This is a genomic window from Novosphingobium sp. APW14 (genome assembly GCF_032337075.1).
Lineage (GTDB): Bacteria > Pseudomonadota > Alphaproteobacteria > Sphingomonadales > Sphingomonadaceae > Novosphingobium.
Genome location: NZ_JAVYAB010000005.1, coordinates 103,052 through 123,933, shown reverse-complemented (window position 1 = coordinate 123,933; position 20,882 = coordinate 103,052). Strand labels below are relative to the sequence as shown.

23 protein-coding genes and 1 tRNA gene are annotated in these 20,882 nt (G+C 63.5%); 18 read left to right on the top strand and 6 right to left on the bottom strand.

The genetic code is table 11. The features are described 5' to 3' along the window. Positions 1-7 precede the first annotated feature (7 nt). Positions 8-643 carry a response regulator transcription factor gene (locus RQP55_RS08280; protein ID WP_315609715.1) on the top strand — a complete coding sequence of 212 codons (636 nt, stop codon included), beginning with the start codon at positions 8-10 and terminating at the stop codon, positions 641-643. Here the strand turns inward: RQP55_RS08280 and RQP55_RS08275 are convergent. Together RQP55_RS08275 and RQP55_RS08270 are read right to left on the bottom strand one after the other, a co-directional pair. Continuing rightward, a complete protein-coding gene (locus RQP55_RS08275; protein ID WP_315609714.1) occupies positions 620-3,982 on the bottom strand; it encodes a PAS-domain containing protein in 3,363 nt (1,120 codons plus the stop codon). The two genes, RQP55_RS08280 and RQP55_RS08275, sit on opposite strands and share 24 nt — an antisense overlap. A gap of 118 nt (positions 3,983-4,100) precedes the next feature. Continuing rightward, positions 4,101-4,177 (bottom strand) — tRNA-Arg (locus RQP55_RS08270). 59 nt (positions 4,178-4,236) lie between these two features. On the opposite strand from RQP55_RS08270, the gene RQP55_RS08265 reads away from it, so the two are divergent. Further along, the gene (locus RQP55_RS08265) at positions 4,237-4,959 is read left to right on the top strand and encodes a queuosine precursor transporter (protein WP_315609713.1); all 723 of its coding nucleotides are present in this window, start codon (positions 4,237-4,239) and stop codon (positions 4,957-4,959) included. A gap of 54 nt (positions 4,960-5,013) precedes the next feature. On the opposite strand, the gene RQP55_RS08260 is transcribed toward RQP55_RS08265, so the two are convergent. Both RQP55_RS08260 and RQP55_RS08255 read right to left on the bottom strand, forming a co-directional pair. Beyond that, positions 5,014-5,229, bottom strand: coding sequence for a PspC domain-containing protein (locus RQP55_RS08260; protein WP_315609712.1), 216 nt, complete (start codon positions 5,227-5,229; stop codon positions 5,014-5,016). Next, positions 5,229-5,372, bottom strand: a complete 144-nt coding sequence (locus tag RQP55_RS08255; protein ID WP_315609711.1) for a hypothetical protein — start codon at positions 5,370-5,372, stop codon at positions 5,229-5,231. The genes RQP55_RS08260 and RQP55_RS08255 overlap by 1 nt, the downstream gene beginning before the upstream one ends. A 223-nt stretch (positions 5,373-5,595) precedes the next feature. Between RQP55_RS08255 and recF the strand changes: the two genes are divergently transcribed. Further along, positions 5,596-6,669, top strand: a complete 1,074-nt coding sequence (recF, locus tag RQP55_RS08250) for a DNA replication/repair protein RecF (RefSeq protein WP_315609792.1) — start codon at positions 5,596-5,598, stop codon at positions 6,667-6,669. Here the strand turns inward: recF and RQP55_RS08245 are convergent. Then, on the bottom strand, positions 6,638-7,369 hold the full coding sequence (locus RQP55_RS08245) for an arylesterase (protein ID WP_315609710.1): 732 nt from the start codon (positions 7,367-7,369) through the stop codon (positions 6,638-6,640). The genes recF and RQP55_RS08245 overlap by 32 nt on opposite strands. 51 nt (positions 7,370-7,420) lie before the next feature. Here RQP55_RS08245 and RQP55_RS08240 point away from each other — a divergent pair, with 51 nt between their 5' ends. From RQP55_RS08240 to RQP55_RS08170, 15 genes are all read left to right on the top strand, one after another. After that, positions 7,421-8,110, top strand: coding sequence for an ABC transporter ATP-binding protein (locus RQP55_RS08240; protein ID WP_315609709.1), 690 nt, complete (start codon positions 7,421-7,423; stop codon positions 8,108-8,110). Next, the gene (locus tag RQP55_RS08235; RefSeq protein ID WP_315609708.1) at positions 8,107-10,632 is read left to right on the top strand and encodes an ABC transporter permease; all 2,526 of its coding nucleotides are present in this window, start codon (positions 8,107-8,109) and stop codon (positions 10,630-10,632) included. Before RQP55_RS08240 ends, RQP55_RS08235 begins: the two co-directional genes overlap by 4 nt. 43 nt (positions 10,633-10,675) lie before the next feature. Beyond that, positions 10,676-11,254, top strand: a complete 579-nt coding sequence (locus tag RQP55_RS08230; protein ID WP_315609707.1) for a NifU family protein — start codon at positions 10,676-10,678, stop codon at positions 11,252-11,254. A gap of 31 nt (positions 11,255-11,285) precedes the next feature. Further along, a complete protein-coding gene (locus RQP55_RS08225; protein WP_315609706.1) occupies positions 11,286-11,879 on the top strand; it encodes a malonic semialdehyde reductase in 594 nt (197 codons plus the stop codon). A gap of 19 nt (positions 11,880-11,898) precedes the next feature. Continuing rightward, positions 11,899-12,513 carry a tRNA (adenosine(37)-N6)-threonylcarbamoyltransferase complex dimerization subunit type 1 TsaB gene (gene tsaB / locus RQP55_RS08220; RefSeq protein WP_315609705.1) on the top strand — a complete coding sequence of 205 codons (615 nt, stop codon included), beginning with the start codon at positions 11,899-11,901 and terminating at the stop codon, positions 12,511-12,513. Beyond that, on the top strand, positions 12,510-12,953 hold the full coding sequence (gene rimI, locus RQP55_RS08215) for a ribosomal protein S18-alanine N-acetyltransferase (protein ID WP_315609704.1): 444 nt from the start codon (positions 12,510-12,512) through the stop codon (positions 12,951-12,953). The genes tsaB and rimI overlap by 4 nt, the downstream gene beginning before the upstream one ends. Positions 12,954-13,108: 155 nt before the next feature. Further along, positions 13,109-13,555, top strand: coding sequence for a MucR family transcriptional regulator (locus RQP55_RS08210; RefSeq protein WP_315609703.1), 447 nt, complete (start codon positions 13,109-13,111; stop codon positions 13,553-13,555). A gap of 84 nt (positions 13,556-13,639) precedes the next feature. Continuing rightward, a complete protein-coding gene (locus RQP55_RS08205; protein ID WP_315609702.1) occupies positions 13,640-14,065 on the top strand; it encodes a Fur family transcriptional regulator in 426 nt (141 codons plus the stop codon). 6 nt (positions 14,066-14,071) lie between these two features. Continuing rightward, positions 14,072-14,833 carry a lysophospholipid acyltransferase family protein gene (locus RQP55_RS08200; protein ID WP_315609701.1) on the top strand — a complete coding sequence of 254 codons (762 nt, stop codon included), beginning with the start codon at positions 14,072-14,074 and terminating at the stop codon, positions 14,831-14,833. A 40-nt stretch (positions 14,834-14,873) separates the two neighbouring features. Next, a complete protein-coding gene (gene miaB, locus RQP55_RS08195) occupies positions 14,874-16,196 on the top strand; it encodes a tRNA (N6-isopentenyl adenosine(37)-C2)-methylthiotransferase MiaB (protein WP_315609700.1) in 1,323 nt (440 codons plus the stop codon). Positions 16,197-16,304: 108 nt separating this feature from the next. After that, positions 16,305-17,333, top strand: a complete 1,029-nt coding sequence (locus tag RQP55_RS08190) for a PhoH family protein (protein WP_315609699.1) — start codon at positions 16,305-16,307, stop codon at positions 17,331-17,333. 46 nt (positions 17,334-17,379) lie between these two features. Then, a complete protein-coding gene (gene ybeY / locus RQP55_RS08185; RefSeq protein ID WP_315609791.1) occupies positions 17,380-17,898 on the top strand; it encodes an rRNA maturation RNase YbeY in 519 nt (172 codons plus the stop codon). Positions 17,899-17,906: 8 nt separating this feature from the next. After that, a complete protein-coding gene (locus RQP55_RS08180) occupies positions 17,907-18,806 on the top strand; it encodes a hemolysin family protein (protein WP_315609698.1) in 900 nt (299 codons plus the stop codon). 6 nt (positions 18,807-18,812) lie between these two features. Further along, on the top strand, positions 18,813-19,697 hold the full coding sequence (locus RQP55_RS08175; protein WP_315609697.1) for a LysR substrate-binding domain-containing protein: 885 nt from the start codon (positions 18,813-18,815) through the stop codon (positions 19,695-19,697). Between the two features lie 17 nt (positions 19,698-19,714). Beyond that, positions 19,715-20,401 carry a peptidylprolyl isomerase gene (locus RQP55_RS08170; RefSeq protein ID WP_315609696.1) on the top strand — a complete coding sequence of 229 codons (687 nt, stop codon included), beginning with the start codon at positions 19,715-19,717 and terminating at the stop codon, positions 20,399-20,401. Here RQP55_RS08170 and RQP55_RS08165 read toward each other — a convergent pair. Next, a complete protein-coding gene (locus RQP55_RS08165; protein ID WP_315609695.1) occupies positions 20,398-20,844 on the bottom strand; it encodes a peptidylprolyl isomerase in 447 nt (148 codons plus the stop codon). The genes RQP55_RS08170 and RQP55_RS08165 overlap by 4 nt on opposite strands. Positions 20,845-20,882 lie beyond the last annotated feature (38 nt).

Sequence of the window (20,882 nt, the reverse complement as noted above, 5' to 3'; positions counted from 1 at the left end):
CGCGCGCGTGGGCGGCACGGTCCTGATCGCCGACGATCACCCGCTGTTCCGTCAGGCCCTGTCGCTGGCGGTGCAGCGGGTTGCCCCCGAGGCCCGCATTGTCGAAGCTGGCACGCTAGCTACTGCATCGCGCGCAGTTGGCGAGGCAGAAGGCCTGCGGCTGATCTTGCTTGACCTTAAGATGCCCGGTGCGGTGGGCTATTCCGGCATTGCCCTGCTGCACGCCGAACGCCCCGAAGTCCCGATTATCGTGGTGTCCAGCGCCGAAGGCGAAAGCGCGGCGAAAGAGGCGCGGGCATTTGGCGCGATCGGCTTCCTGCGCAAGGATACCGACCTTTCGGCAATTGAAGCCGCGATCGCACGCGCGCTGCACACGGGCACCGTGCCGCCACCGCCAGTGCCTGCGCCCGATCAGCCGGAGGACGGTGTGCGCCAGACCATAGCCGGGCTGACTCCGACGCAGCTCAAGGTTCTGCTGGCTGTACTGGAAGGCCAGCTAAACAAGCAGATCGCCCATTCGCTCGGGATGAGCGAGGCAACGGTCAAGGCGCACATGACTGCGATCATGCGCAAGCTGGATGTAAGCAACCGCACTCAGGCGGCCCTTGTGGCGCGCTCGCTAGGGCTTGACCTCAAGCACTGACGCTTCGGCCAGAAACCGGGCGATCCGGCCCGGGTCGGCAGGTTTAGACAGGATTTCCACCCCCATGGCCCGCGCCCGCTGTCGCATTTCGGGCGCGGATTCAGCCGTGACGAGCCGGACCGGCAGGCCGGGCCGGCGGTCACGCAGCGCCGCGATCAGGGTCAGCCCGTCTTCGCCATTGTCCAGCTGGTAGTCCGCCAGCACGGCATCGACTGAGTCCGACTGCTCCAGCGCCCCGGCCACGCCTGTCATGCCGATCGGCCTATGTCCCATCCCTTGAAGCAGGGCGCTCGTCGCCTCGACAATCAAGGGGTCGTTATCGACCACCAGGACCGTCATTGGGCCCGCCAGCGACGGAGGGGCAGTTTCGGGCAGTGGCGCCTTACCTGCCTGGTCCGCCGCCACAGCGGGCAGACCGAAGCTGAACCTGCTGCCACGTCCGGGCTTTGACGCCACACTGATCCGCCCGCCCAGCAGCCGCGCGATCCGGCGAACCAGCGCCAGACCCAGGCCCAGCCCTTCCACTTCCACCTCGCCCAGGCGGGTGAACTCTCCAAACGCCGTCTCAACCCGGTCCGGGGCAATGCCAACCCCGCTATCGACTACGTCAATCCGCCAGTTCTGTCCGCGCCGCCGCACACCCACCACAATGCCGCCGCGCTGGGTATATCGTACGGCATTGGTCAGGAGGTTCTGCATGACAGAGCGCAGCAGTGCGGGATCGGTGTGGACCGTCCCCGTTCCAGGCACCGGCCCTAGGCGCAAGGACAGTCCCTTTTCTTCCGCCAGCGGCCGGAAGCTGTCGACCAGGTCGGCCAGGAAGGCCAGGAGGTTGACCGGCTCGGGCCGCGGCGTCACCCCGCCGGCATCAAGTCGGGAAATGTCGAGCAGGGCCCGCAGCAGGTCCTCGGCCGCGACAATCGCGCTTTCAACGCGGCGAACCAGCTGGCGCGGGCGTTCGTCCACCTCGCGGTCCAATGCGGCAGCAAATAGCCGCGCGGCATGAAGCGGCTGGAGCAGGTCATGGCTGGCAGCAGCGAGGAAGCGGGTCTTTTCGGAATCGGATTCGGCCAGCCGGCGATTGGCCTCGGACAGGTCACTGGTCCGCTCGGCAACGCGGTGTTCCAGTTCATCCAGCGTGCGCTGCAGTTCCTCGCGCACGCGGGCTTCCTCGGTAATGTCGATGAAGCTCATGACATAGCCGCCACCCGGCATCGGGCCGCCGACAGTCTTGATCACCCGCCCGTCGCTGCGATGGCGCTCGAAACTATGCTCCAGGCCCCGGCGTAGGTGGCCAAGCCGCTTCTGGACGTGGAATTCCACGTCGCCGGGGCCGAAATCGCCGCGCCGGGCATTGTGCCGGATCAAGGTGGCCACCGGAACTCCGGCCCGCACCATGCCGGGCGGATAGTCGAACAGTTCAAGATAGCGCGAATTCCACGCAACCAGGTTCATTTCGGCATCAACCACGCTGATCCCGGCATCGATGTTCTCGAATGTGGCGGCCAGCAGCTGGCGCGAAAAACTAAGGCTTTGGCCGCCCTTGTCGAGCACGCGGGCGACCTCGACCAAGCTCATCGTCCCACCGGCCAGCGCCGAGGTGACAAGCGCCCGGGCGGAAGAGGTCCCAACCACGCTAGCGATCAGATCGCGCGCCTTGCTGGCCGATCGACGGTCGATCGGCACGCCCTTGCGGGCATGGGGAAACACTTCGGCAACGCGCTCGCGGCCGACGAAGCTGGCGGTCAGTTCGGCCAGTTCTGCCAGGTCCGCAACCGGCCTTTGCCCGCGCAGGAAGCCCGGCAAGGCGGGCGCCCCCATGCCCCGCGCGGCAAGCAGGCCGTAAACCGCAAGGTTCGCACCAAGGCTCCACAGCACGCCGTGGACGATCGGCGATGCACCGCCGATGCCGAACAGACGCAACGGATCGATCAGCGTGCCGCCCAGTGCATTCAGCGCGGCTTTGGGCAGCACCGGCGGCAGGGCCAGGGTATAGAACCACAGCGCCAGCCCCGTTGCCAGGCTGGCGCGTGCCGCCACCGGATCACGGTTACCGCGGTAAGTTGCCATAATCAGGTGCGGGGTGAACTGGGCCATTGCGGCAAAGGCGATGAGCCCGATCGAAGCGAGCGAGTTGGAAGGCGATAAAAGCAGCGCCCAGGCCAGCGCGAGCAGCATGATCCCCAGGATCGAGGCGCGGCGCACTTGCAGCATCCGGCGTCCGATCGCGCCGTCCTGCGCGGCCGCGCGGCTTCGAAGGACGCTGGGGAATGCCAGGTCGTTCGAAACCATCGTGGCCAACGCGGTGGAATCGACAATCGCCATCGATGCCGCCGCGCTGACACCGCCAATCAACGCGGCGGCAAGGGCAAAGCTGCTGGCGGTTTCGGCCGGCAGGGCCAGCACATAAAGGTCCGGCGATACCGATGGCCCCACCGCCACGATCCCGGCCAGCGCGATCGGCAGGACCAGCAATGCCATGGCAGCGAGATAGGCAGCAAGGCCAAAGCGCGCCCGCACCAGGTCCCGCGGCCCCTGTGCTTCGGCCAGTCCCATGTAGAATTGCCGCGGCAAGGCGATGATCGCCATGGTCGAAATCAGGAAAATCACCGCCACTTCAATTGTCAGCCGACCTGGCGCGAACCGTTCGGCCAGCTGGGCAACGCCTTGCTGCAGGGCGGGTCCCTCCAGCGCAGTGAAGACCATGCCGCCAGCGACCAGCGCAACCACCGCCAGCGCCGCAACCTTGATCAGCGATTCCAGGCCGATCGCATAGACCAGCCCCTCGCTCCGCCCGGCCAACTCATAGCGCCGGGCGCCGAAGGCCGCGGCAAAAAGCGCCAGCAGCAGCGCCGACACCACCATTACCGCCGTTTCGACAGGCTGCCCTGATACGATCGTCATGGCGCTGCCGATCGAACGGAGCTGCAGTGCGACATAGGGGATGGAGCCAAGCAGCGCGGTCATCGTGACGAGCCGTGCGATTACCACGTCGTTGCCGAAGCGGGCGGCGATGAAATCGGATACGGTACCGGCCTGCTCCTGCGCGACGGCATCGGACAGCCGCTGCAGAAAGCGCGGCGCGGCCAGCAGCAGAACAATCGGAGCGATGTAAATCGGCAGGTACGACCAGCCATCGCGCACAGCGCTGCCGACAGCCCCGTAAAAGGTCCAGCTGCTGCAATAGACCCCCAGTGCAAGGGTATAGGTAACATGGCGCAGGCGCGGGCGGTTCTGCGGCCGCCCCCCGCGCCGCTCGACCAGGCTGGCCAGCACAAACAGCACCGCAATCAGCGCCAAGGCCAGAATTGCCGCAACCCGCAGGCTCACGCCGGACATCCCCCTCCGCCCGGGCCGCTCGTCAGGCCTCGATGCAGTCCCCTAGACTAGCCATTTCGGATGGCAGGCCAAGGGCAAAATGGATGGGAAAGCTGATCGATTAACAAGCTGATTCAGATGGCGCGCCCGGCAGGACTCGAACCTGCTGCCTCAAGATTAGAAGTCTCGCGCTCTATCCAGATGAGCTACGGGCGCGCGCCGTGCATTCCATAGGCGGGGTTTGCGCGGGGCGCAAACCGGGTTAGGCAGCGAAAATGAGCATCAATCTCACTCAGCTGGACGGACAGGCCGGCGCCCGTCGCCACTTCCGCTATTTCGATTACGTGATGGCGGCCTTCGTCGCGATCCTGCTGCTGTCCAACCTGATCGGGGCAAGCAAGCTGGCCACGCTGGGCGGCTTCACTTTTGGTGCGGGGATCCTGTTCTTCCCGGTCTCCTATGTGATCGGCGACGTGCTGACCGAGGTTTATGGCTATGCCAATGCCCGCCGCTGCCTGTGGATGGGCTTTGCCGCCATGCTGTTCATGGCCTTCATGAGCTATGTCGTTGTCGCCATGCCGCCCGCCGCCGGTTGGGAGGGCCAAGCCGCTTATGAAAGCGTGTTCGGCAGCACTTGGCGGATTGTTGCTGCTTCGGTGATAGCGTTCTGGGCCGGGGAGTTCGTCAACAGCTTCGTCCTTGCCAAGATGAAGATCCTGACCAAGGGCAAGGCATTGTGGAGCCGCACGATTGGCTCGACCTTCTTCGGCCAGGCGGTCGATAGCCTGATCTTCTATCCGATCGCATTTCTGGGCATCTGGACCACCCAGCAGGTGCTGACAGTTATGGTCACCAACTGGTTGCTGAAAGTGCTGTGGGAAGCACTGCTCACCCCGGTGACCTATGGCGTGGTCGGCTGGCTCAAGCGCCGCGAGGGAGTTGAGGTCTTCGACGAGGGGACCGACTTCTCGCCCTTTGCCAAGGCCAAATCGGTCTGAATTTTTCCGGTGGTCGGCCCCGTCCTGCTGCGGACGGGGCCTCACCGGCGATCATCAATCGGCGATGAGGCCGATTGCGAGGTAAATCAACACCAGGCTGCCGAAACCCAGGATCGTGCCGACAACCCAGCCCAAGCGGACCAGCGTGACATCGACGTTGAAGTAGTCGGCAATTCCGGCGCTTACGCCCATGAACTTGCCATTGGCCTTGTTGAGACGAAAGCCGGTGGCGGATGCGCTGTCGTTGCGCGAACGATCGAGCGGGCTCATCAGGCAACAACTCCGACATAGGCGCTGGTGCGGGCCTGGGCCTGGCTGGGCATCGAGACAGTAGCACCGATCAGGGCGAGTGAGAGCGCAAAGGCCGACACGGCGGCAGTGAAGCGAGCGGGCAATTGCGAGAGACCAGACATTGCCATTTCCCTTTCCATTTAAACCATCCGCCGGACCATTCCTGCGGATACCACAATGGTTGCAGGGCCCGTGCCAGTTTTGAAAAATGGCGGAAAATCGGGATTATTAAGTTCGCACTAGAAATTTTCCGCAGGATGAATGCCATGTTTTGGGGAAATTCACCAACTCTCTGGAACGGCACCGAGGGTGACAGCAAGCAGCCATCAGACTATCGCCACTGCAATGGCGCTTGACCGGATCACCCTCACGAACTTCCGCAACCATCCGGAAACCCGGCTGGCCGGCACCGCCCAGTTCAATCTGTTGGTAGGCGAGAATGGTGCCGGCAAGACCAACATACTGGAGGCGCTCTCGCTGCTTGCCCCGGGGCGCGGATTGCGGCGTGCGGCCTTGACCGATCTACCAAGCCAGAGCGGTGATGGCGGCTGCGCGGTCAGCGCCGAGCTGGATGGCGGGGTCCAGCTGGGCACCGGCATTCGCCCCAACCGCCCTGGCCGTCGCATTGCGCGCGCTAGCGGAGCGGAAATCCCGGCATTGGGCCTATCAGAGTGGTTATCAATTGGATGGCTGACCCCGGCGATGGACCGCCTGTTCAGCGAAGGCGCAGGGGCGCGGCGACGGTTCCTTGACCGGCTGGTCCTCGCGCTGGAGCCCGGCCACGCCAAGAATGCCGCGCGAATGGAGAATGCCCTGCGCGAGCGCAACCGACTGCTGGGCGAATTGGCCGAGCCTGATCCGGCCTGGCTCGAAGCACTGGAAAGCCAGTTGGCCGAAGCGGGGGCGTTGGTGGCACAGGCACGGGTACGGCTGGTTGCGGCTTTGTCCGAACGGCTTGCCACACTGCCCGAGGCCCCCTTTGCCCGCCCCGAACTGGCCTATCAGCCCGGCGGGCCGCTGAATGCAGCGGAATTGGCGGCGGAGCTGGCCAGTACCCGGCGGCGTGACCGCGCAGCGCAGCGCACCCTGACCGGTCCCCACCGTGATGAGCTGTTGGTAACCATGGCCGGCAAGGGGCAGCCGGCAAGTGCATGCTCCACGGGCGAGCAAAAGGCGCTGCTGATCGCGATCACCCTGGCCCATGCCGACCTGTTGCAGGACAGCCGTCCGGCGCTGCTGCTGCTGGACGAAGTCGCTGCCCACCTCGATCCGCTGCGCCGCACCGCATTGTTCGACCGGCTCCGCGCCGGACGGGCGCAGATCTGGCTCACCGGTACCGAGCTCGCTCCGTTCGAGGCGATTGCAGCCGAAGCGTCCGTTTGGCGGGTCAGGGACGGCTCGGTGGAGCGCCAGGGCTAGCCAGTTCGGGCAGCGCCCCGGCTACCTTGTCCACCGTTGCTGCAACCATCAGATCGATCCCCGGCAGGGTCGGGTGGATCCGGTCGGCCTGGATCAGGTCCGGCCGATCGATCAAGGGCTGGAGAAAGAACGGCACCAAGGCCGCACCATGTTTCTTTGCCAACGCCGGATAGATCGGATCGAACTTGCCGCGATAATCCGCCCCCAGATTGGGCGCCGCAAGCATTCCCATCAGCACCACCGGAATGCCGCGCGCCGTCAGCTTGGACAGCAGCTCATCCAGGTTCTTGCGGGTCGCCTCGGGCGGCAGGCCGCGCAGCATGTCATTGCCGCCCAGACTGATGATCACCAAGGCCGGAGGCTTGGGCTGGCTGTTCAGCGTGAAATCGAGCCGGCCCAGCCCGCCCGCAGTCGTATCGCCAGAAACTCCGGCGTTGGTGATCCGAGCATTGAGGCCGCGGGCGCGCAGCGCTGCTTCTAGCCGCGCCGGATAGGATTGGCCGGGTTCCAGGCCGTAGCCGGCGAACAGGCTATCTCCCAGAGCAACGATCCGCAATTCATCGCCCATAACAGGCAGGTCTGGCGCTGGACTGTTGCGCTGCTGGGGCGGCGGCGCGGCCGGCTCACCAGAGCCGCAGGAACCCAGCACAAAGGCTAGCGCGAGAGGGCTTGCAACTAGCGCTGCGGATTTCCATTTCATGCCGGAAGGTTCCTTCAATTCGTTTCCCCCTAGCTATGGCCAATCGCTGAAGTGACAAGCCCCCAATCGGCGATCACCGCCACTAACCTTACTCTCAGCCTCGGATCCGGCGAGGCGGCAGTCGAAATCCTGCGCGGTATCGACCTGACCTTGCCGCAGGGCCAGACCTTGGCGCTGCTTGGCCCCTCAGGCTCGGGCAAGAGCTCGCTGATGGCGGTCCTTTCGGGGCTGGAGCGGGCTAGTGCCGGGGCGTTGGACGTGGCGGGTGCCAACTTTGCCGCACTAAACGAAGATGCGCTGGCCGCCGCGCGCCGCGGTCGGATCGGTATCGTGTTGCAGGCCTTCCACCTGTTGCCGACCATGACCGCGCTCGAAAACGTCATGACGCCAATGGAACTGGCCGGGATAGAAGGCGCCCGCACCCGCGCTGAGGCTGAACTGACCGCCGTTGGCCTGGGCCACCGCCTGAGCCATTACCCATCGCAGCTTTCGGGCGGCGAGCAACAGCGTGTCGCCATTGCCCGCGCGCTTGCCCCGCGCCCCGCACTTGTCTTTGCCGACGAACCAACTGGAAACCTTGATGCCGCGACTGGGGCGGGGATAGTTGACCTGCTCTTCGCCCGCCGCGCCGAAGCCGGTGCGACGCTGGTGATCATAACCCACGATCCGGCCCTGGCCGAGCGCTGCGAACGCGTGGTCACCCTGGCTGATGGCCGGATCGCGAGTGACACCGCCGCGTGAACGATACGCCCCTGCCTTGGTCCACCGCCTGGACAATTGCCCGGCGCGATCTTTCGGCCCGGTTCCGCGGCCTGCGGCTGCTGCTGGCCTGTCTGTTCCTCGGTGTCGGTGCCCTCGCCGCGATTGGCACGCTTACCGGAGCGATTGAAGGTGAGTTGAAGTCGCGCGGGCAGACAATCCTGGGCGGCGATCTGCAGGTCGAGGTCTGGCAGCGTAGTGCCAGTGCAGCTGAACGTGCCGAATTGGAAGCGCTAGGGCAGGTATCAGGCGGCATTCGGCTGCAAGCCATGGCTTCGAGCGGCGAAACCGTCGTGCCGATAGAGCTGAAGGCGGTCGATGCCCAGTGGCCGCTGGTCGGGCGCCTGACATTGCAAGATGGACGCAAGGTAGGGGCACCAGAACCGGGCACCGCCTGGGTTTCACCGGATGCCCTGGCCCGGCTTGAACAGCAAAACGGCGGCACCTTCACCCTTGCCGGCCAGACGCTCAAGATCGCTGGTGTCATCGCCGATGAGCCGGACCGGCTCAGCGAAGGCTTCGCGCTTGGCCCGACGGTGATCGTCGCGGATGGATTTCCCGAAGCTGCCGGTCTGACTGCGCCGGGCGCGATGTATCGCAGCAAATATCGTCTGCTGCTGCCCCAGGATCGCGATCCGGTGGCGACCATCGATCTGCTCAAGGCCAAATTCCCCACCTCTGGCTTCACCTATCGCCAGCGCGACAAGGCTGCGCCGGGCGCCGACCGCTTCGTGTCGCGGATGGGCGAATTCCTGGTGCTGGTCGGGCTTACCGCCATGGCGATTGCCGGGATCGGGATTGGCGGCGGGGTTTCCTCGTATCTCGAAGCGCGCCGCAACAGCATCGCCACCTTGAAGGTCCTGGGGGCAACCAGCCAGGACATTACCCGGATCTATCTGCTGCAATTGCTCGCCGCCACCATGGCCGGCAGCCTCGCCGGCCTCGCCGCAGGGGTGCTGGTCATGCCGGCACTGGGCAAGGCGCTGGGCGCCTTGCTGCCGGTGGCGCCCGGCTTCGTGTTCGACTGGGCCGCACTCTTGCGTGCCGCCGCCTATGGCCTGCTGGTCGGGCTGGTTTTTGCCGCCCCGCCCCTTATGGCTGCACGCCGATTTCCGGCGCTGGCGCTGCTGCGCGCGCGGGTCTCTCCCTTGGCAGGCCAATGGCGGGAGGCCGCGTGGCCGGTGGGCCTGGGCTTTGCCGCGATCATCGCCCTCACCCTTGCCAGCGCAGCGCAATTGCCGGTGACCGCCGGCTTCCTGGCCGGGGCGATCGTGGTTCTGGGCTTGCTTGGCCTGCTGGGCTGGGCCCTGCGCCAGATCGCCGCCCGGCTGCGCCGCCCGCAGCGACCGTTGCTGCGCCTTGCGCTGTCGAACCTGCACCGCCCCGGCGCACAAACCGGCGCACTGGTAACCGCGCTGGGCTTCGGACTGTCTGCTTTCGTGCTGCTGGCGGTGGTCCAGACCAGCCTGGAAGCCAATATCGCCAGCCGGGTACCCCAGCGCGCGCCCGACTATTTCATGCTCGACCTACCCCGCGATCGTGCCGCAGAAATGGAGCGGATCGTGCTGCAGGCCGCCCCCCAGGCCAAGGTCCGCCAGGTGCCAGCGCTACGCGGGGCAATCCTGGCCTATGGTCCCGAAAGCGCAATGACCCGCGTCGCTGATCTCAAGGAAATCCCAGAGAACGCATGGCCGCTGCGCGGTGAGCGCGGGCTGACCTATTCCGCCACCCTGCCAGAGGGCAATTCGCTGACCGCCGGCGAATGGTGGCCGAAGGACTACAGCGGTGAGCCCTTGGTCTCGGTTGATGAGGAGCTGGCAAGGGCCATCGACCTTAAGATCGGTGACAAGATCACCATTGGCGTGCTTGGCGTTGAACGTAGCGCCCGGATTGCCTCGCTCCGACGGATCGACTGGGATTCGATGGGCTTCAATTATGTGCTGGTCTTCTCGCCCAATACCCTGGCCGATGCCCCGCATAACCTAGCTGCGACAATCGACCTGCCGGCTGCGGCAGACCGGACCAAATTGCTCCCACAACTGCTTAGGGCCTTCCCGGCGAGTTCGGTGATCGAAGTGGGCGGCGTGCTGAAGCAGGCGCGTGAATTGCTCAATCAGGTTTCGACTGCGATCCTGGCTGCTGCATCGGTCGCGGTCCTGGCCGGCATCGCCGTGCTGCTGGGGGCGATCGCCGCAGCGCGGGCCAGCCGCCTTTACGATAACGTGGTGCTGCGCGTGCTGGGGGCCAGCCGGCGGCAATTGCTGCTGCTCCAGCTGGCCGAATATGGCCTGCTCGCCCTGCTGTTGGCCGGGGTTGCGCTGGTGCTGGGTTCGGTAATCGGCTGGCTGGTAATCGTGCAGCTGTTCGATTTTGCCTGGTTGCCCAAGTGGCCGCAGGTTCTGGCGGTGCTGGGCGCGGGCCTGGCCATGACCGTGGCCTTCGCGCTGGCCGGATCTTTGCCGCTGCTGCGGGCCAAGCCGGCGCAAGCCTTGCGCGAACTGTGATTTTGGCGGTTGAACCCGCGCGGCAAAGGCCTACATCCCAGCCATGTTTATCGAGACCGAAACCACCCCGAATCCAGCCACGCTGAAATTCCTGCCCGGGCAGGACGTGATGGCAACTGGCACTCGTGACTTCCGCGACGAGGAAGATGCCGCGGCATCGCCGCTGGCCGAAGCGCTGTTCAGCCTGGGCGATGTGACGGGCGTATTCTTTGGCCGCGATTTCGTCTCGGTTACCGCCGGACCGGGGGTAGAGTGGTCGGGACTCAAGCCGCAAGTCGTGGCAATCCTGCTCGATCACTTCGTCAGCCAAGCCCCGCTGTTTCACCCCGTTTCCGGCAACGGAATCGCCGTTCCGGCTGATGACGATGTCGATTATGGCGATGATCCAGCCGATGCCGACGTGGTTGCCCAGATCAAGGAACTGCTGGAAACGCGCATTCGCCCGGCCGTTGCCAACGATGGTGGGGACATCGCCTATCGTGGATTCCGGGATGGCGTGGTCTATCTGACTATGCAGGGGGCCTGCTCGGGCTGCCCATCGTCAACTGCCACGCTCAAGCAGGGAATCGAAGGACTGCTCAAGCACTACGTGCCCGAAGTCAGCGAAGTCCGCGCGGCCTGATCCGCGCCATTACCAACAGGGGAAATCTACCATGTCGCAACTGCTCAGCGATGCTGCGCTCGACCAGCTGTTCCGCACGGCGCGCAGCTATAACGGCTATCTGGACAAACCGGTCAGTACCGAACAGCTCCACGCGATCTGGGACCTGCTAAAGATGGGCCCGACCAGTGCCAACCAGCTGCCAGCCCGCTTTGTATGGTGCACCACCGATGATGCCAAAGCCAAGCTGGCCGCCTGCGCCATGCCCGCCAATGGCGAGAAGATCCTGAAGGCCCCGGTATCGGTCATCATCGCCATGGACATCGAATTCCACGAAAACCTGCCCTGGCTGTTCCCACATGCCGATGCCAAGGCATGGTTCAGCGGCAGTGCCGAATTCCGCGAACGTTCAGCCTTCCTGAACACCTCGCTGCAGGCTGCCTATTTTATCATGGCTGCACGCAGCCTTGGGCTTGATACCGGGCCGATGACCGGCTTCGCAAACGATGCCGTCGATGGCGCGTTCTTGGCCGACACACCTAACTTCAAGTCGGTGATGATCTCGACCCTGGGCTATGGCGATCCAGCCTCGATCTTCGATCGCAGCCCGCGTCCCGATTTCGACACTTTCAATCGGGTTGCCTAACGCGCTACGTTCTGGCGCCATGCGCACCCTTGTCATCGATAGCGCGACCGAAGCCTGCTCGGTTGCCTTACTGGACGGCCCAGCCCTAGTCGCGGGCGAATGCCGGCTGCTGGGGCGCGGCCACGCCGAGGCGCTGGTGCCGATGATTGCCGCCCTGCCCGGCAAGGGCCGCGCTGACCGGATTGCCGTTGCCCTTGGCCCGGGCAGCTTCACCGGGGTGCGGGTTGGCCTGGCGGCGGCGCGTGCGCTGGCGCTGGCCTGGCAATGCGATCTGGTTGGCTATCCTACCCTGGCCCTGGTCGCTGCCATGGCGCGCGAACAGGCCGGGGCACAGCCCTGCGATGTTGCGATGACGGGCGGGCACGGGGAATGGTTCGTCCAGTCGTTCGGCGCCGATGGTCTCCCGCTGCGCGAACTGGCCTCACTTGGCCCTGACGCGGCTGCGGCGGGCACCTTTGCAACCCTTGTCGCAGGAAGCCAGGCCGAAGCGCTCGTCGCCCGGCGTGGCACCGGCCGCGCACTGGCGCTCCATCCGGATGCACAGCGCTTTGCCTTGCTGCCGCCGGCACTGCTTCGCCCTGCTGACCACCCGCTTTATGGCCGGGCTCCTGATGCCCGCCTGCCTGCTGCATGATGGCGCCGGCTGACGATATCGACCGGATCATGGCGGTCATGCAAGCCGCCTTCGACCCCGCCTATGGAGAGGCCTGGAGCCGCCGCCAGGTGGAGGACGCGCTGCTGGTCGGCAATTGTCATTATCGCATTGCCGAAGTTCTAGAAGAGCCCGCTGGCTTTACCTTGTCACGCTATGGCTTTGAAGAAGAGGAATTGCTGCTGATAGCGGTTTCACCGGATTTTCGCCGCCGCGGGATCGGCGAAACGTTGCTGCGTGATTGCAAGGCCGACGCAAAACTGCGCGGTGCCCGGCAACTCTTACTCGAAATGCGCAGCGATAATCTTGCAGTCCATCTCTATCGCCAAAGCGGCTTTGTCGAAATTGGCGCGCGAAAGAATTACTATCGCACGCCTTCGGGTGCTCGACTGGATGCAATTACCTTTGCTTGTCCTCTTTAGTTAATAATTTGTGGTAAGCGCGCCAGATCGAACAGATTTTAAACGTGAATTTTCTTGAGATTTCGATGTTTTCATCGTAGCATACGCGCTGGCCAGTCTGTGGGGCTAGCCAACAGTCAGAAGACAGATGGTCGCCTAAAGAAAGGACCCGGGTCATGGATATGCCGCAAGCAGATTTGAATGAAACGCTGATTACACTTACTTCGGATATTGTTGCTGCTCATGTCAGCAATAATTCTGTTTCTGTGGATGACGTCCCGACACTGATCACCAAGGTCTATGGCGCGCTCGCAGAGCTGGGCCAGACTGCTGCACCAGTTGTCGAGGAAGCACCCAAGCCTGCTGTCTCGATCCGCGCTTCGGTCAAGCCTGACCATATTGTCTGCTTGGAAGACGGCGTGAAGCTCAAGATGCTGAAGCGCCACCTGATGACCCATTACAACATGACCCCGGATCAGTATCGGACGCGCTGGAACCTGCCCGCCGACTATCCGATGGTTGCCCCGGACTATGCCGAAAAGCGCCGCGAACTCGCCAAGAAGATCGGCCTGGGCCGCAAACCCGGCCAGAAGCGCGGCCGCAAGCCCAAGGCCAAAGCCTGAGGCCGGATAAGTCCGCCACGCGCGGTTGAAGAATCGTCCCGCCGGGTTCATACCCGGTGGGACTTTTCATTTACGGAATCCTTCGTGCACCAGCAGATCGACATCGAAGCGCTTTGTGCGGAACGTGGCCTCCGGATCACGGAGCAGCGGCGCGTAATTGCCAAAGTGCTGTCCGAAAGCACCGACCATCCGGATGTCGAGAAGTTGCATGAGCGGGCTGTTGCAGTCGACCCACGCATTTCGATCGCGACTGTCTATCGCACGGTGCGGTTGTTCGAAGAGGCGGGCATTCTCGATCGCCACGATTTTGGCGATGGCCGCGCCCGCTATGAAGCCGCCCCGGAAGCGCACCACGATCACTTGATCGATGTCGAAACTGGCAAGGTCATCGAATTCGTCGATCCAGAGCTTGAAGCCCTGCAGCGCCAGATCGCGGAAAAGCTTGGCTATCGCCTGGTTGACCACCGCATGGAGCTTTACGGGGTGCGGCTTGGCCGCGAGGGGCAGTAAGATTTCATGGCAATCGCGCTAAGCCAGCCGCGCCAGCTTTCACTTGCCGGCTGGATTCGCGTTTCGCTGCGACTGATGGTGATGCTCGCGCTATTGCTGGTTTGCGTCGCCGCCTATTACCTGGCCAGACCCTTCACCCGGCATAACCCGGTCCCGCGGTTCTTTCTGGCCGGAGTTGGCGCAATCGCCGGAATGCGGCTTCGCACCCGGGGCGAAAAGGTCCACCGCGGGGCATTCCTGCTCGCCAACCACGTCTCGTGGCTGGATATTCCGGCCATCGCCGCAACCACTGGCAGCGCCTTTGTCGGCCATGATGGCCTGGCTTCGATGCCGCTGCTGAAGTGGCTGTGCAAAATGAACGACACGGTCTTTGTTGCCCGGCACGATCGCAAAAGTGTTGCCCGGCAGGTTGAAGACGTACGCACGGCCATCCGCGATACTGGGGCGCTGACGATCTTTCCCGAAGGCACGACCAGCGATGGCACCGGCTTGTTACCGTTCAAGAGCTCGCTGCTATCAGCCTTGGAGCCCCTGCCCGACGGTATAGCAGTTCAGCCGGTGCTGCTCGACTTTGGCCCGGAAGCTGCGGATATTGCCTGGGTGGGGGAAGAGCACGGGGTCGATAACTTCCTGCGCCTGCTAGCCCGCCGCCGCCCGATTGCGCTGACCATCCACTTCCTGCCCATTCTGAGCGGTGCGGAGCTGACCAATCGCAAGGCCATTGCCCAGGCCGCACGCGAAGCAATCCAGGCCCGACTTAACGGATAGCGCTTCAAAAGCCGCGTATTTTGGCGTATCGGCGCGCGCCATGGACCCCACATCGCCCCCCAGAACCTTCCGGGTTAAAAGCTTCGGCTGCCAGATGAACGTCTATGACGGCGAACGCATGGCCGAACTGCTGGGCGAGCAAGGCATCATGCCCGCACCCGAGGGCGAGGAAGCCGATCTGGTGGTCCTCAACACCTGCCACATCCGCGAAAAAGCCGCTGAAAAGGTTTATTCGGACATCGGCCGCCTGCGCCGCGAAGATGGCACCAGCCCGCTGATCGCTGTTGCCGGCTGTGTCGCACAGGCCGAGGGCGAGGAAATCATGAAGCGCGCACCGGCGGTGAGCATGGTGGTTGGGCCACAAGCCTATCACCGCCTGCCGGGAATGATCGCCGAGGCGGTTGAAGGACGCCGCGCAGTCGATACCGACATGCCGGCCGAGACCAAGTTCGATTCGCTCCCGGCACGGCGCAAGGTTGGCCCCAGTGCTTTCCTGACCGTGCAGGAAGGGTGCGACAAGTTCTGCACCTATTGCGTCGTTCCTTATACCCGTGGCGCCGAAGTTTCTCGACCTTTTGCAAACCTCATTGAGGAAGCAAGGAAACTGGTGGATTCCGGTGCGTGCGAGCTCACCCTGCTTGGCCAGAACGTCAACGCCTGGCGGGATGAGAGCAATCGCGGCCTGGAAAAGCTGATCGAAGCACTGGCCGCGATCCCGGGGCTCGCCCGCATCCGCTACACCACCAGCCACCCCAACGACATGACTGACGGGCTGATTGCCGCGCACCGCGATGTGCCGCAGCTGATGCCGTTCCTGCATCTGCCCGTACAGGCGGGGAATGACCGCGTGCTGAAAGCCATGAACCGCAGTCACACGGCGGAAAGTTACCTGCGCGTGCTCGATCGGGTCCGCGCGGCCCGGCCGGACATCGCCTTGTCTGGCGATTTTATCGTTGGCTTCCCCGGCGAAACCGATGCCGAATTTGAAGATACGATGCGACTGGTCGAACGGGTGGGCTATGCCCAGTGCTTCAGCTTCAAATACTCTGCCCGCCCCGGCACTCCCGCAGCAACCATGGACGATCAGGTGCCGCCCGCGGTAATGGATGAGCGCCTGCAACGGCTCCAGGCCGCGCTCCATGCCAGCCAGAATGCCTTCAACCAGGCCACCATCGGCAGGCGCTGTACCGTCCTGGTCGAACGAAAGGGACGCCATCCAGGCCAATGGGTTGGCAAATCGCCCTGGCTGCAATCGGTTCACTTTACCGGCAATGCCGCAGTCGGCGATCTGGTAGAGGTTGAGCTAACCGAGGCCGCACCCAATTCGGTCTCCGCCCGGCTGCTGGAACCGGCTGCGGCCTGACCGGTTTTCACCGACTGTAACGACCTTGTCGCTTGCGCACGGCACGGCTGTGCCTAAGCTTCGAATCAGCCATTTTGGCCACACTCAAAGGAGCGCCTTGCCCTCTCTATGGCCCGTAAACCTGCACGCGCCCGGGACGACCATGATATCGTTGGGCAAACCCGCATCCAGCCCCGTCGCGCTCGGACGGAGATGGATTTTGACGAAGCGACAATTCTGGGGGCGCTGTTTGGGCAATTCGACGCCAACCTGGTGCAGATTGAAAACCGGTTGGGCGTATTCATTTCTGCCCGCGGCAACCGCATCCAGATCGAAGGGCCAGAAGATAGCGTGGCCCGCGCACGCGACGTGCTGCGCGCCATGCATCAGCGGCTGATGGCCGGGCAGGATCTCGATTCCGGCACCGTTGAATCGATCATCTTGATGTCAGCCGAACCCACACTGGAAGGGATCGTCTCTGGAGACGGAGGCGCGCCATCGGTGATGATCCGCACCCGCAAGAAAACGATTGTCCCGCGCAGCGCAACCCAGATCGAATATATGAAGGCCCTGGCCAGCCGGGACATCATTTTCGCGCTTGGTCCGGCTGGCACCGGCAAAACCTATGTCGCAGTTGCCCAGGCGGTCAGCCAGCTGATCACGGGATCGGTTCAACGCCTGATCCTGAGCCGACCGGCCGTGGAAGCGGGCGAACGGTTAGGCTTCCTGCCCGGCGATATGAAGGACAAGGTCGATCCCTATCTGCGCCCGCTGTACGATGCGCTTTATGACTGCATGCCACCCGAACAGGTTGAGCGCCGGATCGCCAGCGGTGAAATTGAGATCGCGCCAATCGCCTTCATGCGCGGCCGCACTCTGGCCGAAGCCTTCGTCATTCTGGATGAAGCACAGAACACAACCCCTGCCCAAATGAAGATGTTTCTGACCCGCTTTGGCCAGAACAGCCGGATGGTAATCTGCGGCGACCCCAACCAGGTCGATATCCCAGGCGGGCCGCAAATGAGCGGTCTGAACGATGCCGTGACCCGGCTGGAAGGGATCGAGGGCATCGCCGTTACCCGCTTTACCAGCGCCGACGTAGTCCGCCACCCGATCGTCGGGAGGATCGTCGATGCCTATGAAGGGCAGCACGGATAACGCCTCCACGCTCGACTTGCGGGGCATCGCGCGGCATGGGGGCATCGTGGAACTCGAAATCGCGATAGAGGCCCCGTGGCCAGATGCTGCCGACTGGGAATCCCTGGCCGAGCGCGCCGTCGGCGCACTGGCCGCGATCGCGCCCGAACTCGCCAACCCCCGGCTTTCGGCCAGCCTGCTGTTCTCCGACGATGCCGAAGTTCATGCCCTGAACCGTGAATGGCGCGGGAAGGACAAGCCGACCAACGTCCTGTCCTTCCCGATGCTGGAGCGCGAGGACCTGCTTGCGCTTGCACCAGAGGGGCCACCCGAACTGCTGGGTGACATCGCCCTGGCGCTGGAAACCTGCACGCGCGAGGCGGCGGACAAGGGTGTTTCGCTGGAACACCATGCGGTCCATCTGGTTGTTCACGGCCTGCTCCATCTGGCAGGGCATGACCATGTAGATTCCGATGAGGAAGCGGCCGCGATGGAAGCGCTGGAAATCAAGGCTCTTGCGTTAATGGGCATTGCCGACCCATATGGCGACCGCGATCCAATCACCGGATCGCCAACAGGGGACTGACAAGTACCATGGCCGACGGCCCTTCCGGAGACGGAGAGAGTAGGCGCTCCACCTGGCGCGCAATCAAACGCTGGTTCGACCGGGTCGACGGCGTAGAGCAATCACTGCGCGCCCAGCTTGAAGAAGCGATCGACGATCACGAAGGCGATCGTGGGGCGGCCAGCAACGGCGATCTGTCCGCGCTTGAGCGCGACATGCTGCGCAATCTCCTTCATTTCAGCGAGCATGACGCCGACGACGTGGCGATCCCGCGCGGCGAAATTGTTGCCGTGCCCGAAACAGCGACCTGGGAAGAGGTTGTCAGCGCCTTTGCCGAGCATGGTCATTCGCGCATGCCGGTCTATCGCGACAGCCTGGACGAGATCGTCGGCATGGTCCTGATCAAAGATGTGTTCAAGCACCTGGCCAGCGGCAAGCCGCCCAAAGACTGGACCAGCCTGCTACGCCAGCCGCTTTATGTGCCGCAAGCGCGCGGTGCATTGGACGTGCTGAACGATATGCGCGCCAGCCGGGTCCACCTGGCCGTGGTGATCGACGAATATTCCGGCACTGACGGGATTATCACGATCGAGGACCTGGTCGAGGAAATCATCGGCGAGATCGAGGACGAGCACGACGACGCGCCGGAAGAACTGCTCACCCCACTGGAAAGCGGCATGTGGGAAGCCGATGCCCGGGCCGAATTGGATGACGTGGCCGATGTAATCGACCCGCGCCTGGCCGAGGTTGAGGAAGATGTCGACACGCTGGGTGGCCTGGCCTTCTTGCTGGCCGAGGCCGTGCCGCCAGTTGGAGCAATCCTGGATCATTCCAGCGGCTGGCGACTGGAAGTCATTGCAGGCAACGAAAAGCATGTTACCCGTCTGCGACTGCATCCGCCCTCTCCCCAGGCCGAATCCGAAGAGTAACACCCCTTGGCCATCCGCCGTCTACCCCCTCTGCGCGCGATCGAAGCGTTTGTGCGGATTGTCCGCCTTGGTTCGGCCCGGGCGGCTGCGGACGAGCTTGGCCTGAGCCCATCGGCCCTTTCACGCCGAGTGTCTGCGCTCGAAGAGTTTATCGGCAAGCGGCTGTTTACCCGTCAGCACCAGTCGATGAAGCTGACAGATGACGGCAGCACCTTTTACAATGCCGTCGCGCCAAAGTTTGATGAACTCGCCGCTGCGGTAGAAGGCCAGGTTGAGGATAGTCGGGTGCTGCGCCTACGCTTGGGTGTACTGCCGCTCTTCGGCAGCCAGCGGCTGTTCCCGCGCCTGCCCGAACTGCGCAAGGCCCAGCCGCGCCTGCATATCGATTTCGATACCAGCCCGCATCTCGATCACCGGGTTGGCGATACGCTGGATGCTGCCTTCATCCTATCGGCGCAGCCCGACCCGTCCTTCCATGCCGTCAGGCTGGACCATAACAAGGTTTATGCGATCACCTCGAAAGATCTGGCTGCAGAGATCGGGCCAACGCCCGACCGCGAGATGCTGTCGCGGCAGACTTTCTTGATTCACACCGAATTACCGGACAGCTTTGTCGCCTGGAAACAGGCTATTGGCCTTGACGATTTTGAACCGGCAGCCATCGACCATTACGATTCAGGCCAGCTGATCCTTGAAGCGGCGGCACAGGGCCTTGGCATTGCGATCATGCACGACGCCCACTTTGATCGTGCCCAGGACGATCGCCTGGCCAGCCTGTTCGAAATCGAGGTCGAGAGCCCCTATTCCTATTGGTTCGTCTGCAAGCCCCATGCGCTGGACATTCGCGCCGTGCGCATCTTCCATGACTGGGTGGTGAAAACCGGGCTGTAATCGGGCAGGATTCGCCGATGAACCGTCGATTCGCCCTGCTCGCTATTCCTGCCCTGCTTATCCTGGCCGCCGCCGCGCCGCCGAAGAAGCCGCTGGCCAAGCGCCCGGTCGCCACCAAGCCAGCACCGCCGCTGGGCGATACGGTCAAGATTGTGCTGGTGACCGAGCTCGGCACGATCGAGCTGGAACTGGACAACAAGCGCGCGCCGGTCACGACGCAAAACTTCGTGCGCTATGTCGATTTGAAGAAGTTCGACGGAATCTCTTTCTACCGGTCGATGCGGCTGCCTTGGGGCAATCAACCCAACGGCCTGATCCAAGGCGGCTTGCAGGGACATCCGCTAAAGGTACTGAAGCCCATCGTCCACGAACCAACCAGCGTGACCGGGCTGAGCCACAAGGCCGGGACGATTTCGATGGCCCGCCATGCGCCAGGCACAGCGACGGCGGACTGGTCGATTCTGCTTTCAGACCTGCCAAGCCTCGATGCCGATCCCAAAGCGAGCGAGCCTGAGACCCAGGCCGGTTTTGCCGCCTTTGGCCATGTCACTGCCGGGATGGATGTGGTGCGGAAAATCTGGGATGCGCCGCTATCGCCCACCAAGGGTGAAGGGCCGCTCAAAGGTCAGCTGCTAGAGCCGCCTGTCAAAATCATGAGCGCACGGCGGATCGCTGATCCGCCGGCGCCAAAGCCCGCGACTTAAGCGACAGTCGCCTTGCGGATAACGCCGGGGTTTGCCGGCGGTTCGCCCTTGGGCAGGGCATCGACATGTTCCATGCCTTCGATCACCTGGCCCCAGACCGTGTACTGGCGATCCAGGAAAGTGGCATCGTCAAAGCAGATAAAGAACTGGCTGTTGGCCGAGTGCGGATAGCTGGTGCGGGCCATCGAGCAGACGCCGCGAACATGCGGTTCGGCGTTGAATTCGGCCTGCAGATCTGGCTTGTCAGAACCGCCCATGCCGGTTCCCTGCGGGCAGCCGCCCTGGGCCATGAAGCCCGGGATCACCCGGTGAAACTTCACCCCGTCATAAAAGCCTTCCTGAGCCAGCTCGACGATCCGGGCCACGTGACCAGGCGCTAGATCAGAGCGCAGCTTAATGACAACATCGCCGCTGTCGAGAGAGAGGGTAAGGGTTTCAGCCATGGTAGTCTCCGCTAGATTTTCGCAGCCGATATAGGGCC

Bases quoted from the DNA above. Each gene is read 5' to 3' on its own strand.
- RQP55_RS08245 (WP_315609710.1), bottom strand. From the start codon at position 7,369: ATGAAATGGAAATCCGCAGCGCTAGTTGCAAGCCCTCTCGCGCTAGCC.
- rimI (WP_315609704.1), top strand. From the start codon at position 12,510: ATGATGGCGCCGGCTGACGATATCGACCGGATCATGGCGGTCATGCAA.
- RQP55_RS08225 (WP_315609706.1), top strand. From the start codon at position 11,286: ATGTCGCAACTGCTCAGCGATGCTGCGCTCGACCAGCTGTTCCGCACG.
- RQP55_RS08200 (WP_315609701.1), top strand. From the start codon at position 14,072: ATGGCAATCGCGCTAAGCCAGCCGCGCCAGCTTTCACTTGCCGGCTGG.
- RQP55_RS08230 (WP_315609707.1), top strand. From the start codon at position 10,676: ATGTTTATCGAGACCGAAACCACCCCGAATCCAGCCACGCTGAAATTC.
- RQP55_RS08190 (WP_315609699.1), top strand. From the start codon at position 16,305: ATGGCCCGTAAACCTGCACGCGCCCGGGACGACCATGATATCGTTGGG.
- RQP55_RS08260 (WP_315609712.1), bottom strand. From the start codon at position 5,229: ATGAGCCCGCTCGATCGTTCGCGCAACGACAGCGCATCCGCCACCGGC.
- recF (WP_315609792.1), top strand. From the start codon at position 5,596: ATGGCGCTTGACCGGATCACCCTCACGAACTTCCGCAACCATCCGGAA.
- RQP55_RS08275 (WP_315609714.1), bottom strand. From the start codon at position 3,982: ATGTCCGGCGTGAGCCTGCGGGTTGCGGCAATTCTGGCCTTGGCGCTG.
- RQP55_RS08210 (WP_315609703.1), top strand. From the start codon at position 13,109: ATGGATATGCCGCAAGCAGATTTGAATGAAACGCTGATTACACTTACT.
- miaB (WP_315609700.1), top strand. From the start codon at position 14,874: ATGGACCCCACATCGCCCCCCAGAACCTTCCGGGTTAAAAGCTTCGGC.
- RQP55_RS08165 (WP_315609695.1), bottom strand. From the start codon at position 20,844: ATGGCTGAAACCCTTACCCTCTCTCTCGACAGCGGCGATGTTGTCATT.
- RQP55_RS08265 (WP_315609713.1), top strand. From the start codon at position 4,237: ATGAGCATCAATCTCACTCAGCTGGACGGACAGGCCGGCGCCCGTCGC.
- RQP55_RS08255 (WP_315609711.1), bottom strand. From the start codon at position 5,372: ATGTCTGGTCTCTCGCAATTGCCCGCTCGCTTCACTGCCGCCGTGTCG.
- RQP55_RS08170 (WP_315609696.1), top strand. From the start codon at position 19,715: ATGAACCGTCGATTCGCCCTGCTCGCTATTCCTGCCCTGCTTATCCTG.
- tsaB (WP_315609705.1), top strand. From the start codon at position 11,899: ATGCGCACCCTTGTCATCGATAGCGCGACCGAAGCCTGCTCGGTTGCC.
- RQP55_RS08180 (WP_315609698.1), top strand. From the start codon at position 17,907: ATGGCCGACGGCCCTTCCGGAGACGGAGAGAGTAGGCGCTCCACCTGG.